The sequence below is a fragment of the Paracoccus sp. L-17 genome, assembly GCF_056857655.1.
Genome location: NZ_JBSXNM010000039.1, coordinates 134,949 through 146,750 on the forward strand (window position 1 = coordinate 134,949; position 11,802 = coordinate 146,750).

Here is an 11,802-nt window from a genome sequence, read left to right on the forward strand (position 1 = left end):
CGGGGTCCGCCTGACGGGCCCCGATTTCCTTGCGCGGCATTCGGTCTTCGGCGGCGCGCGGCGCAGGCGGCCGGTTCGGCCGGCAAGGCCCCGCGCGACAGCCGTTTTTCGCCCTTGCGGCATCCGCGGCGGCGCGCCTATCCTGCGCGACCATGAACATGCGCGACTGCCCCGATCTGCTGGAAATCACACCCTCGGCCGGGGTCGAGCGGGTGCGGCACGGCTGGCGCGCCAAATGCCTGCAACGTCTGGTGCGGATGGATTTGCCTGTTCCGCGCAGCTTTGCCATTCCGGCCGCGGCGGTCCAGACCATTGCCGCGGGGCGCAGCGGCGGCCTGCCCGGGCTGTCGGCCCTGTTCGAGACCGGCGACGGGCTTGTCAGCGTGCGCCCCTCGGCCGTGATGCCGGATTGGGGCGGTCCGGGAACGGTGCTGAATGTCGGCATCAACGACGCCACCCATGCCCGCCTTGCCGGACGGATCGGACGCGGCAACGCCGATGCGATCTATCTCAGTTTCGTGCAGAGCTACGCGATCAACATCGCCCGGCTGGATCCCGACATGTTCGCACAGGAAGGCGACGGCGCGCTGGCCCATGCTTTGCGCCTTTACCGTGACGAGATGGACGAGGATTTTCCGCAGGATCCGGCCCGGCAACTGGCCGAGGTCCTGCGTTCGATGGCGCGGGCCTGGGACGGACCCAGCGCCCGCCTGTTGCGGCAGGCCAAGGGCGCGCCCGCCGATGCCCCTCTGGGGCTGGTGGTTCAGGACATGGCGCTGGCCCTCGGGCCGGGCCTGTCGGGATCGGGCACGATCCAGTTCGTCGATCCGGTCACCGGCACGCCGCGCGTCACCGGACGCTTCCGCGGCCAGCATCACGGCGCGGCGGTGGGCAGCGGAGCCGAGACGCTGTATCTGACCTGCGACGAACGCGGCACGTCGCTGGAGGATGTGGCCCCCGACATCTTCGCCGATCTGGTCCGCTTCGGCGTCGCCGCGCGCGAGAGGCTGCGCGAAGAGATGCAGATCGAATTCGTGCTGACGGACGGACGGATTTCGATCATCGACGCGGTTCGGCTGCAACGCAGTTCGCGCGCCAGCGTGCGGATCGCCGTGGCCCTGGCACGCGACGGGATCATTCCCCGGACCGAGGCCGTGATGCGGGTCGAGCCGCGTGCCCTGGCCGATCTGCTGCATCATCAGGTCGATCCGCGCAGCCCGCGCGACGTCATCGCGCGCGGGATCAACGCCAGTCCCGGCGCGGCCACCGGCCGGATCGTATTTTCCGCCGCCGCCGCCCAGGCCGCCGCCGCCCGCGAGGAAGCCTGTATCCTGGTCCGCCGCGAGACCGTGCCCGAGGATATCCGGGGCATGCACGCCTCGGTCGCCGTGCTGACCGAGCGGGGCGGGACGACCAGCCATGCGGCCGTGATCGCACGGGGTCTGGGCAAGCCCTGCATCGTCGGCGCCTCGGGCATCGGCATCGACGGCCGTGCCCGAACCCTGCACGCCGGTGCAAGATTGCTGCGCGAGGGTGACGAGATCACCATCGACGGATCTTCGGGCGAGGTTCTGGCAGGCGCGGCCGCCCTGCTGGATCCGGCGCTGGACGAGGCGTTCACGCAGCTTCTGGACTGGGCGGACGCGGCCGGCGGCATCGGCGTGCGCGCCAATGCCGACACGCCCGAGGACGCCCGCACCGCGCGCCGGTTCAGCGCACAGGGCATCGGCCTGTGCCGGACCGAGCACATGTTCTTCGATGCGGACCGCCTGCCCGCCATGCGCGAGATGATCTTTGCCGACAAGCCCGCCGACCGGAAGCTGGCGCTGGACCGGATCCTGCCGATGCAGCGCCGCGATTTCATCGAATTGTTCGAGATCATGGCCGGCCTGCCCGTCACTATCCGCCTGTTCGACCCTCCGCTGCACGAATTCCTGCCCCACGACCGCGAGGGCTTGCGCGAACTGGCCGAATCGCTGGATCTGCCGCTTTCGGACGTGACCAGGCGCGTCGAGGCGCTGTCGGAATTCAACCCTATGCTGGGCATGCGGGGGGTCCGTCTGGGCATCACCGTTCCCGAAATCTACGACATGCAGGCCCGTGCCATCTTCGAGGCCACCGTCGAGGCCAGCCGCAAGGGCGCGCCCGTGGTTCCCGAAATCATGGTTCCGCTGGTCTCGGCCATGCGCGAGGTGGAACTGGTCAAGACCCGTGTCGATGCAGTCGCCGCCGCGGTGCGCAACGAACGTCGCAGCGATTTCACCTATCGCCTGGGCGTGATGGTCGAAACGCCGCGCGCCGCGCTGCGGGCGGGAGACATCGCCGCCCATGCCGCCTTCCTGTCCTTCGGCACGAATGATCTGACGCAGATGACCTATGGCCTGTCGCGCGACGATGCCGGGCGCTTCATGGGCATCTATGTCGGCCAAGGCGTCTATGCCGAGGATCCGTTTCACTTTCTCGACAACGAGGGCGTGGGCGAATTGCTTCTGGTCGGCGCCCGGCGGGCCCGGCAGCAACGGCCGGGGATCACGATCGCGGTCTGCGGCGAACATGGCGGCAACCCTGAATCCATCGATTTCTGCGCCGAGGCGCAGTTCGACTATGTCTCCTGCTCACCCTTCCGGGTGCCCGTCGCGCGACTGGCCGCCGCCCAGTCCGCAATCAATTCACGGCTGCGCGACAAGACCTGAGCGCGGTTTTGGCCGGATGCCGGTGATTCGTCGCCTCGCGCCGAAAATCTCAACCGCAAGTTGTTGAAACTGCTTCCGAAACGGACCCAATTTTTCCGCGCTCTGCCGAAACTCGCCGGTTCAGCAGAAAGGCGTCGGCGGGATTTCGCCCGAAACGGGGATAACACGCCCCGGAACGCGGGACTTGCATATGTGTCATGGAAAGATCGTTCCGGAAAATTCTAGTCACTTCCTGGTTCTCTTGCGTCCGTCACCTGCTCGCGATGCGGCGCGATTTAAGACCCTGTCAACGCGACCCGTTTATAGGAACGACAATGACCATGCTGCCATCGCGGCTGGCACTCATCTGCCTGGGTGCCGCCTCAGCAATTTCCTTTGTCTCGCAATCCGCCCAGGCCGGCGGCAATGCCTCGCTGTTTTCTGCCGGAGCCGGAATCTTTTCGGCGGCGCAGAGCCCCATGGATTTGCCGCGCCGGAAACCGCTGCTCTATTCCGATGCCGAGCCCGCGAAGGTCAAGGCCGCGCCGGACCAGATATTCCTTGCCAAGGCCACGCCACGCTATTCCAACCGCGATCTGGGCTGTCTGGCCGAGGCCCTGTATTTCGAGGCGCGGGGCGAAGGGGCCAAGGGTCAGGCCGCCGTGGCCGAGGTGATCCTGAACCGCGTTGACAGCGGCGCCTTCCCCTCGACCGTCTGCGGCGTCGTCAACCAGCCCAGCCAGTTCAGCTATACGATCGGCGGACGCAAGGCGATCGGCAACAAGAGCGCGTATATGCGCGCCCGCCAGATCGCCGAGGCGGCTCTGGCAGGGGCGCCGCGGGTGCTGACCAAGGGCGCGACCTATTTCCATACGCCTGCGGTTCGTCCGGCCTGGTCCAGGCGTTTCCAGCGCACCGTGCAGATCGGTCGCCACATCTTCTATCGCACCGGTCAGCGGGTCGCGTCGAACTGATCGCGCCGGTCGCGGGGGCGCCGCGCGGACGGGCTTGCGGCAGCGTCGGATTTGCGGTGAATGGCGGATATGGACCAGCCTGACCGTATCCATCTGCGCGATCATGTCGTCTCTGCCGAGATCGGCGCATTCCAGTCCGAACGCGGCCGCGACCAGCGGTTGCGCTTTGATGTCGCTGTCGATCTTGCATCCCCGGTCAGCGGGGCCGAGGATCAGGTGGACCGGATCCTGTCCTATGATCTTCTGGTTCAAGCGATCGACACTGCCCTGTGCGATCAGCGATACAATCTTGTCGAAACCCTGGCCGAACGGATCGCGGCCGCGATTCTGGTCCATCCTCAGGCGGCGCGTGTCCGGGTGACCGTGGAAAAGCTGGACCGGGGGCCGGGCGCCCTTGGCATCACGATCAGCCGCGACGCGGGCCGGGTCGCCGTTGCGGAACGCGTCATGCCGGTGCGGCTTCTGATCTGGCGCCGGCCCGCTGCGCTGCCCGAAGGTGCCCTGCTGATCCTGCCCGATGCGCCCGGCCTGCCGCTGCCCGAGGGCGGGGACCGTCGGCGCATCGCGCTTCTGGCGATGGATCAGGCGGCCTGGGCGCTGGCCGGGCGGCTGGGTCTGGACGTCGCCGAGACGCGAACCGAGATCGATCACGCGATCCGCCTTGGCCAAGCCGTCGTCTGGGCCCCGAGCCGTCTGGCCTGTGACGCGCCCGAGGCCGGCGAGAACGTCGAAAGCCTGGGTTTCTGGCTGGCGCGGCGGCTGGATGCCGCAAGGATCGACTTTGCCCAGGACACGCCGCTGCCGGTCGCGCCCGCGGGCCTGAGGGCGGCGACGGGACGGGCGGAACGCTGATGAGGGACGACCGCCGCTATCATCGACCCCTGCCCTGCCCGCATGGCCGGCACAGGCTGGCCGGGGGCTGGGTCCGTTTTTCCAAAGTCGAGATCCTGCGCCGCGGGCAGCCGCCCCGGATCAGCGATGCCATCCCCGATGATGTGCTCGAGACGCTGACGCGCCCGCGCGCGACGCTGGTTGGCCTGGCCATGGATCGGCCGCATCTCATGGGGATCGTGAACGCGACGCCCGACAGTTTCTCGGATGGTGGCGCCTATGATCCGGTCATACAGGCGCGGGCCCTGGCGGCGGAGGGGGCCGCGATCCTCGATATCGGCGGTGAATCGACGCGCCCCGGCGCGACCTCGGTTCCCGCGGCCGACGAAGCCGCCCGCATCCTGCCCGCGATCCGCGCCCTTGCGGACCGGATCCCGATCTCGGTCGACACTCGCAAGGCCAGCGTGGCGCAGGCGGCGTTGCAGGCCGGGGCGGTTATCGTCAACGACGTGTCCGGCTTTGACTTCGATCCCGCCCTGCCCGGCGTGGTGGCCGCGGCAGGGGTTCCGGTCTGCCTGATGCATGCCCAGGGGCTGCCGGAAACCATGCAGCACGATCCGCGCTATGACGACGTGCTGCTGGACGTCTATGACGCGCTGGAGGCGCGGATGGCGCGGGCGGTTTCGGCGGGAATCCCCGCCCATCGGATCGTGATCGATCCGGGAATCGGATTCGGCAAGACGCAGGCGCATAATCTTGCCATCCTTCGGCGGATTTCGCTGTATCATGGCCTGGGTTGCCCGGTGCTTCTGGGCGTGTCGCGCAAGCGGTTCATCGGCACGATCGGCGGGGTCGCGGGCGCCGCCGAACGCGGGCCGGGCACCCTGGCGCTGACGCTGGCGGCGGTCGCGCAGGGCATCCAGATCCACCGCGTGCATGACGTGGCGGGCACAGATCAGGGGCTGCGCCTGTGGCGGGCTCTTGACCAGAACGAAAAGGCAGAGGAATGAGCAGAGGATTATTCGGAACGGACGGGGTGCGCGGACGCGCCAATACCCATCCGATGACCGCCGAGATGGCGCTGCGGCTGGGTGCCGCAGCCGGGCGATATTTCCGCCGCGACGGGCGCAACCGGCACCGGGTGGTGATCGGCAAGGACACGCGGCAATCGGGCTACATGCTGGAAAACGCGCTGACGGCGGGATTGACCAGCACCGGCATGAACGTATTGCTGCTGGGTCCGGTGCCGACGCCGGCGGTGGGTTTCCTGACCCGGTCGATGCGGGCGGATCTGGGGATCATGATCTCGGCCAGCCACAACCCGGCCGATGACAACGGGATCAAGTTCTTCGGTCCCGACGGCTTCAAGCTGTCCGACGAGGCCGAGGCAGAGATCGAGGCCATCGTCGCAGGCGAGATCGAACCGGCGCAGCCGAACAACATCGGCCGCGCCAGGCGGGTCGATGACGGTCGCGGGCGCTATGTCGAATATGCCAAGACCACCTTCCCGGCCGGGCAGCGGCTGGACGGGCTGAAGGTCGTCGTCGATTGCGCCAATGGCGCGGCCTATCGGGCGGCGCCCGAGGTCTTGTGGGAACTGGGCGCCGAGGTGATCCCGCTGGGCGTCGATCCCGACGGCCGCAACATCAATGCCGGCGTCGGCAGCACCCATCCCGAAGCCTGCGCCGCCGCGGTGCTGGACCATGGCGCAGATCTGGGGATCAGCCTCGATGGCGATGCCGACCGGGTGGCGATCATCGACGAGACCGGGCGCTTGGCCGATGGCGATCAGATCATGGCGCTGCTGGCATCCCGCTGGGCGGCGCAGGGCCGGCTGCGCGGCGGGGCGCTGGTCGCCACCGTCATGTCCAATCTGGGGCTGGAGCATTTCCTGTCGGGTCATGCCCTGAAGCTGGAACGGACCCGTGTCGGCGATCGCTACGTGGTCGAAAAGATGCGTGAGGGCGGCTTCAACCTGGGCGGCGAGCAATCGGGCCATATCGTGATGACCGACTATGCCACAACCGGCGATGGGCTGATCGCGGCGATGCAGTTTCTGGCCGCGATGTCCGAGATCGGCGACAGCGCCAGCGCGCTTGCGGCACAATTCGATCCGGTGCCGCAACTGCTGAAGAACGTGCGATACGCCGCGGGCGCCGACCCCCTGTCGGCCGAGGCCGTTCGCGCCGTCATTGCCCAGGCCGAGGCGCGGCTTGCCGGGTCTGGCCGCGTGCTGATCCGCAAATCGGGCACCGAACCGCTGATCCGGGTCATGGCAGAGGCCGAAAACGAGGACATGCTGCGCGAGGTCGTGGACGGAATCGTGGCGGCGGTCGAACGGGCGGCCTGATTCCTGCGTCCCGCGACGGCCGGGGGCTTCGCGCCCCCGGACCCCCGCGAGGTATTTGGAAAGAGGGCGAGGTCAGGCCGATCCTGCCGTGGGATCGTAGTCATAGAGCCAGTCGAAGCGGGCCAGCATCCGATCGGGCGCGAGGCGGTTTGCGAGACGCAGGGCGGCATGGGCCGCGACGCGCCTGGCCCCGGTCAGATGGTAGTTTCGCGCATTGTCATTGGCGGCCGCGACGACCCGGCTGGCGCGGGGTTTGCGCAGGGTTTCGAAGCGGGCAAGGGCCGATTTCTGGTCGGGATTCTCGTCCAGGCAGGCGGCAAGGATCCAGGCATCCTCGATGGCCATGACCGCTCCCTGGGCCATGAAGGGCAGCGTCGGGTGGGCCGCGTCGCCGATCAGGACCAGCCTACCATCCTGCCAGCAGCGGGCGACCTGATGCCGGAAGAGGCCCCAGATATGGACCGATTCGACCTCGCCCAGCCAGCCCGGCACCGGGCCGCCGAAGCTGGCGAAGGCCGCGCGCAGTTGCGCCGGATCGTCGGGATGGGACCAGCCTTCGGCCTGCCATGCATCGCGTTCCTGGACGGCGACGATATTGCGCAGGCCTCCTGTCAGCGGATAGCTGACGAGGTGGCGGCGCGGCCCCATGAAGACCTGCGCCTCTGGTGCGCCGCCGGGATCGCGGATCACCGCGCGCCATGCGGTGTTCCTTGTAAAGAAAGGCACTTCGCGGCCGTTCAGCACCCTGCGGACCTGGCTGTGCAGACCGTCGGCGCCGATGACCAGCGGCCCCTGGGGTGGGACTTCGACATTCCGGCCAAGCGCGATACGGGCCCCGGCATCGCGCGCCGCCCGCTCCAGCAGCGCGATCAGGCCGGCGCGGTGAATCAGCCGGAAATCGTCCATCGGACGGTGGCGCCGCAGATCGAGGCGAAGGACCGGCGCGCCCGACGCATCGCGCAACTGCACGGCCCGGCTGCGCAACGAGACGTCGCGCAGCGCCGGACCCAGATCCAGCGCCTCGACCACCCGCATCGCATTGGGCGAGATCTGCAGCCCCGCCCCGACCTCTCGGATCCCGTCGCTGCGTTCCAGCACCGTCACCACGGCGCCGCGCCGCGCCAGCGCGACGGCTGCCGTCAGCCCGGCGACGCCCGCCCCGATGACGGTCACCGGGCGGTCCGCCAGCACCCCTTTCATGCGCGATGTTCGGCGGTGGCGATCTGACGGAACTGGGCCAGCTTGTCTTGCGACAGACCGGCGGCGCGAAAGACTTCGCCCGCGAAAGTGACCGGCGCCGTGCCTGGGGCGGTGACGATTCCGCCGTCGGCGACGGCATGGGGCAGGTCGCGATAGGTCTGCTGCGCCGAATAATCCGGAAGGTGATATTTCAGGAAATCGAGCCCGTTCGAAGTATGGGCGCGTCCCTCCAGCAAGCCGGCACGCGCAAGGGACAGCGTAGCCGCGCAGATCGCCGCGACCGTCTGGCCATTGTCATGCGCCTCGCGCAGCGGAACCGACAGGTCGGGCGCATCCGCTCGGCACCAGCCGTCGCTGCCGCAGAGCACGATGACCTCATCACCGAGAGGCAGGAAATCCGGCAGACCGGCAACCCGCAAACCGCCGATCGAGGTCAGATCTCCGCCGCCGGGCGTGACGTAGCGCGCGTTCAGGCCGTAGAAATCCCCACCGATCCCTGCGATCAGCGGGGTTTCCCAATCGGCGAAGCCGTCGATCAGGACAATGAGGAGGGGTTTCAGCACCGGATCGCCCATCTCGCCGCCGCGATCAATCGTCGCGATGCACGCGCTCGCGGCGTTCGTGGCGTTCCTGCGCTTCCAGCGTCATCGTGGCGATGGGACGGGCATCCAGCCGTTTCAGGCTGATCGGCTCTCCGGTCATCTCGCAATAGCCGTATTCGCCCGTCTCGATCCGGCGCAGCGCCGAGTCGATCTTGCTGACCAGTTTGCGCTGACGGTCGCGGGTGCGCAGTTCCAGCGCGCGGTCGGTTTCCTCGCTGGCCCGATCGGCCAGATCAGGAACCGAACGGGCGCTGTCTTGCAGACCCTCCAGCGTCTCTGCGGACTGATCAAGCAATTCCTGCTTCCACGCCTCCAGCTTGCGCCGGAAATATTCGAGCTGGCGTTCATTCATGAACGGCTCGTCCTCGGCGGGGCGATAATCTTGTGGCAGGAAGGTCTGGGCTTTCATACGTCCTCCGGCTGGGCCGGGTGGGTCTGTAATCCGGCACCTTGCGCGCCCCCATAAAGTATGATGGGCACCTTGTCACTAGGTGAAACTGCCCTGATCGTGCCCGTCTCGCGTCATGGTTGCAGATTGCACCCGTTTCGCCCAAGCGGTTCACGCGAAAGGAGACTTCCCATGCAGTTCACCGGCACGGATCGTTATGTCGCCCCGCCCGATCTGGCCATCGCGGTCAACGCCGCCGTGACGCTGGAACGTCCGCTGCTGGTCAAGGGCGAACCGGGAACGGGCAAGACCGAACTTGCCCGGCAGGTGGCCGCCAGCCTGGGCATGCCGATCATCGAATGGCATGTGAAATCAACGACGAAGGCGCAGCAAGGGCTTTACGAATACGATGCGGTCAGCCGGCTGCGCGACAGCCAGCTTGGCGATGCCCGCGTCCACGAGGTGGGAAACTACATCCGCAGGGGCAAGCTGTGGCAGGCATTCGAGGCCGAACGCCGCACCGTCCTGCTGATCGACGAGATCGACAAGGCCGATATCGAATTTCCGAACGACCTGTTGCAGGAACTGGACCGGATGGAGTTTCACGTTTACGAGACCGGTCAGACCATCCGCGCCCGGCACCGGCCCGTTGTCGTGATCACCTCGAACAACGAGAAAGAGCTTCCCGACGCCTTTCTGCGGCGCTGCTTCTTTCACTATATCCGCTTTCCCGATGCGGCGACGCTGGAAGCCATCGTCGCGGTGCATCATCCCGGCCTGAAGCCGGCGCTGCTGCGAGAGGCGCTGAACCAGTTCTTCGAGTTGCGCGAAGCGCCGGGGCTGAAGAAGAAACCGTCGACCAGCGAATTGCTGGACTGGCTGAAGCTGATCCTGGCCGAGGATCTGACGCCCGCGGATCTGAAGCGCGAGCCGGGCGAGATACTGCCTCGGTTGCACGGCGCGCTGCTGAAAAACGAACAGGACGTGGCGCTGTTTGAAAAGCTGGCCTTCATGGCGCGGCGCCAGGGACGCTGAGCATCCGCGAATCGTTGCCGCGCGCGGCGATTTGCGGGAAGAATGGCAGCAGGGAGAAATGGCAATGACCTCGATCGACGTCCGGCCGCTGATGGCAGGGGACAAGACGGCGTGGCAACAACTCTACGCCGGCTATCACGCCTTCTACCAGCGGCCGGATCTGCCGCAATCCTTCTTCGACATCGCTTTCGGGCGCCTGCTATCGGGCGACGACCGGGATTTTCGCGGCCTGGTGGCGCAGACGGACGGGACGCTGCTGGGGCTGGTCCACTACGTCTTCCATCCGCATCTGTGGCAACGGGAAGGAGTCTGCTATTTGCAGGATCTGTTCACCGATCCGGCGGCGCGCGGGCGCGGTGTGGGCCGGGCGCTGATCAATGCCGTCTATGATGCGGCCGATCAGGCCGGCGTGCCCGGCGTCTACTGGATGACGCAAGAGTTCAATTACGCGGGCCGCACGCTTTATGATCGTGTCGGCACGCGAACGCCCTTCATCAAATACAGCCGGCCATCCACCTAGCAAAGCCCGCAGGTCCGCGCGCCGGGCCTTTGCCGGCGGCGCGGGTCCATGGGTCAGTTCGCCGGGGTCGGGCTTTCATCCGCGTCGTCCGGCAGCCTGTCCCCGCCCATTGGGGCAATGGGTTCGTCCGGGGCGGGCGCGCCGGTATCGGTGCCCATCGGCGCAGGCATGTCGCCCGCCGCGGGCGACCCGGATTGCGAAGGCGCAGCGCCATCGGCCGGCGCGGCGCCATCGGCCGGATCCGGCGGGCTCGTGACCCGATCGCCCGGTGCGACCTGGGGATGGCCTTCGGGCAAGCCCCGATCCCTGCCGGCCCTGTCACCCTTGCCCTTGCCGCCGCCTTTCATGCCGCCGCAATCGGCCTCTGGTCCCCTCAGCGCGAATTCCATCTCGACCTGGGCGGACATGGAAACCTCGCCGGCCTGAACCGGGATATCGGCCTCGGCGGCGGCGGCCCGCATCATCGGGCGCGGTGGGCCCGACGGGGCGACGCTGTCGCGCAGGATCAGCACCGGCCCCAGTTCCAGGCCGGCCGCCTCGGCCAGGACCTCGGCCTTGTGGCGGGCGTCCCTGACCGCCTCGCGGCGGGCCTGATCCTCGGCATCGGCACCGTCTTCGCGGGTGAATTCGATACCGCTGATCTGGTTCGCCCCGGCGCCGACAATGGCATCCAGCACCTCGCCCAGACGCGCGATGTCGCCGACCCGGACGGAAACCATGTTGCTGGCCTCGTAGCCCGTCACCGTGGGCGCGCGGTCTCGGCTGTAATCCATCACCGGATTGAGGCTCAGCCCCGAGGTCTGGATGTTCCTTTCAGCGATGTCGGCGGCTTTCAGCGCCTCGATCACCGCGCTCTGCTGGGTCGCATTGCTGCGCATCGCATCGGCGGCGCTGTCGGCGCGGGTGGTGACCCCCAGCTGGATCGTCGCCATGTCGGGCGCGATCCGCGCCTCGCCCGTGCCGCTGACCGAAAGCCGCGACATCTGGCCACCGCACATCGGGCGCGCATCGTGCCCCGCCTTGCCCGCTTGCGGAGCGGACAGGGCCGGCCCCGAAATCATGGCGGCCAGCGCCGCCCCGGCGGCCAGCGCCGCAGGGCCGCGCTTCCATGAAAGTCCTGTCATTTCGCCGTTCTCTCTTTCCCGTTGCCGAAGACTGCGCAGGCAACGCCGCGCCGGCCCCGGATGTTTCCGCGGGCGCTGATCACAGATACGCCAGATTTGCTTTTCT

General features: G+C 67.7%; 11 protein-coding genes. 7 read left to right on the plus strand and 4 right to left on the minus strand.

Features of this window, described 5'->3' with window-relative positions; translation table 11 throughout:
* Positions 1–152 precede the first annotated feature (152 nt).
* From AC13CR_RS10780 to glmM, 5 genes are all read left to right on the plus strand, one after another.
* On the plus strand, positions 153–2,693 hold the full coding sequence (locus AC13CR_RS10780) for a putative PEP-binding protein (protein ID WP_482900826.1): 2,541 nt from the start codon (positions 153–155) through the stop codon (positions 2,691–2,693).
* Positions 2,694–3,007: 314 nt separating this feature from the next.
* On the plus strand, positions 3,008–3,646 hold the full coding sequence (locus AC13CR_RS10785) for a cell wall hydrolase (RefSeq protein WP_292954818.1): 639 nt from the start codon (positions 3,008–3,010) through the stop codon (positions 3,644–3,646).
* Positions 3,647–3,715: 69 nt separating this feature from the next.
* Positions 3,716–4,498 (plus strand): dihydroneopterin aldolase, encoded by a 783-nt coding sequence (locus AC13CR_RS10790; protein WP_292954821.1) that lies wholly within the window; start codon positions 3,716–3,718, stop codon positions 4,496–4,498.
* Positions 4,498–5,487: a dihydropteroate synthase gene (gene folP / locus AC13CR_RS10795; protein ID WP_292954824.1), complete on the plus strand. Its 990-nt coding sequence runs from the start codon at positions 4,498–4,500 to the stop codon at positions 5,485–5,487. The genes AC13CR_RS10790 and folP overlap by 1 nt, the downstream gene beginning before the upstream one ends.
* The gene (gene glmM / locus AC13CR_RS10800; protein WP_292954827.1) at positions 5,484–6,827 is read left to right on the plus strand and encodes a phosphoglucosamine mutase; all 1,344 of its coding nucleotides are present in this window, start codon (positions 5,484–5,486) and stop codon (positions 6,825–6,827) included. The genes folP and glmM overlap by 4 nt, the downstream gene beginning before the upstream one ends.
* Positions 6,828–6,899: 72 nt before the next feature.
* Here the strand turns inward: glmM and AC13CR_RS10805 are convergent, their stop codons facing one another.
* From AC13CR_RS10805 to dksA, 3 genes are read right to left on the minus strand one after another with little or no spacing between them, the layout of a single operon-like run.
* Positions 6,900–8,027 (minus strand): FAD-dependent monooxygenase, encoded by a 1,128-nt coding sequence (locus AC13CR_RS10805; RefSeq protein WP_292978127.1) that lies wholly within the window; start codon positions 8,025–8,027, stop codon positions 6,900–6,902.
* A complete protein-coding gene (locus AC13CR_RS10810) occupies positions 8,024–8,590 on the minus strand; it encodes a DJ-1/PfpI family protein (RefSeq protein ID WP_446236579.1) in 567 nt (188 codons plus the stop codon). Before AC13CR_RS10810 ends, AC13CR_RS10805 begins: the two co-directional genes overlap by 4 nt.
* Before the next feature lie 25 nt (positions 8,591–8,615).
* Complete coding sequence (dksA, locus tag AC13CR_RS10815) at positions 8,616–9,038, minus strand: RNA polymerase-binding protein DksA (RefSeq protein ID WP_292954836.1); 423 nt, start codon at positions 9,036–9,038, stop codon at positions 8,616–8,618.
* A 171-nt stretch (positions 9,039–9,209) separates the two neighbouring features.
* On the opposite strand from dksA, the gene AC13CR_RS10820 reads away from it, so the two are divergent.
* Both AC13CR_RS10820 and AC13CR_RS10825 read left to right on the plus strand, forming a co-directional pair.
* Positions 9,210–10,052 carry an AAA family ATPase gene (locus AC13CR_RS10820; protein ID WP_292954839.1) on the plus strand — a complete coding sequence of 281 codons (843 nt, stop codon included), beginning with the start codon at positions 9,210–9,212 and terminating at the stop codon, positions 10,050–10,052.
* Positions 10,053–10,116: 64 nt separating this feature from the next.
* Positions 10,117–10,572 (plus strand): GNAT family N-acetyltransferase, encoded by a 456-nt coding sequence (locus tag AC13CR_RS10825; protein ID WP_292954842.1) that lies wholly within the window; start codon positions 10,117–10,119, stop codon positions 10,570–10,572.
* Positions 10,573–10,625: 53 nt separating this feature from the next.
* On the opposite strand, the gene AC13CR_RS10830 is transcribed toward AC13CR_RS10825, so the two are convergent.
* Positions 10,626–11,696, minus strand: a complete 1,071-nt coding sequence (locus tag AC13CR_RS10830) for an SIMPL domain-containing protein (protein ID WP_292954845.1) — start codon at positions 11,694–11,696, stop codon at positions 10,626–10,628.
* Between the last annotated feature and the right edge of the window lie 106 nt (positions 11,697–11,802).

Bases quoted from the DNA above. Each gene is read 5' to 3' on its own strand.
- AC13CR_RS10785 (WP_292954818.1), top strand. From the start codon at position 3,008: ATGACCATGCTGCCATCGCGGCTGGCACTCATCTGCCTGGGTGCCGCC.
- AC13CR_RS10825 (WP_292954842.1), top strand. From the start codon at position 10,117: ATGACCTCGATCGACGTCCGGCCGCTGATGGCAGGGGACAAGACGGCG.
- folP (WP_292954824.1), top strand. From the start codon at position 4,498: ATGAGGGACGACCGCCGCTATCATCGACCCCTGCCCTGCCCGCATGGC.
- AC13CR_RS10830 (WP_292954845.1), bottom strand. From the start codon at position 11,696: ATGACAGGACTTTCATGGAAGCGCGGCCCTGCGGCGCTGGCCGCCGGG.
- AC13CR_RS10820 (WP_292954839.1), top strand. From the start codon at position 9,210: ATGCAGTTCACCGGCACGGATCGTTATGTCGCCCCGCCCGATCTGGCC.
- AC13CR_RS10805 (WP_292978127.1), bottom strand. From the start codon at position 8,027: ATGAAAGGGGTGCTGGCGGACCGCCCGGTGACCGTCATCGGGGCGGGC.
- dksA (WP_292954836.1), bottom strand. From the start codon at position 9,038: ATGAAAGCCCAGACCTTCCTGCCACAAGATTATCGCCCCGCCGAGGAC.
- glmM (WP_292954827.1), top strand. From the start codon at position 5,484: ATGAGCAGAGGATTATTCGGAACGGACGGGGTGCGCGGACGCGCCAAT.
- AC13CR_RS10780 (WP_482900826.1), top strand. From the start codon at position 153: ATGAACATGCGCGACTGCCCCGATCTGCTGGAAATCACACCCTCGGCC.
- AC13CR_RS10790 (WP_292954821.1), top strand. From the start codon at position 3,716: ATGGACCAGCCTGACCGTATCCATCTGCGCGATCATGTCGTCTCTGCC.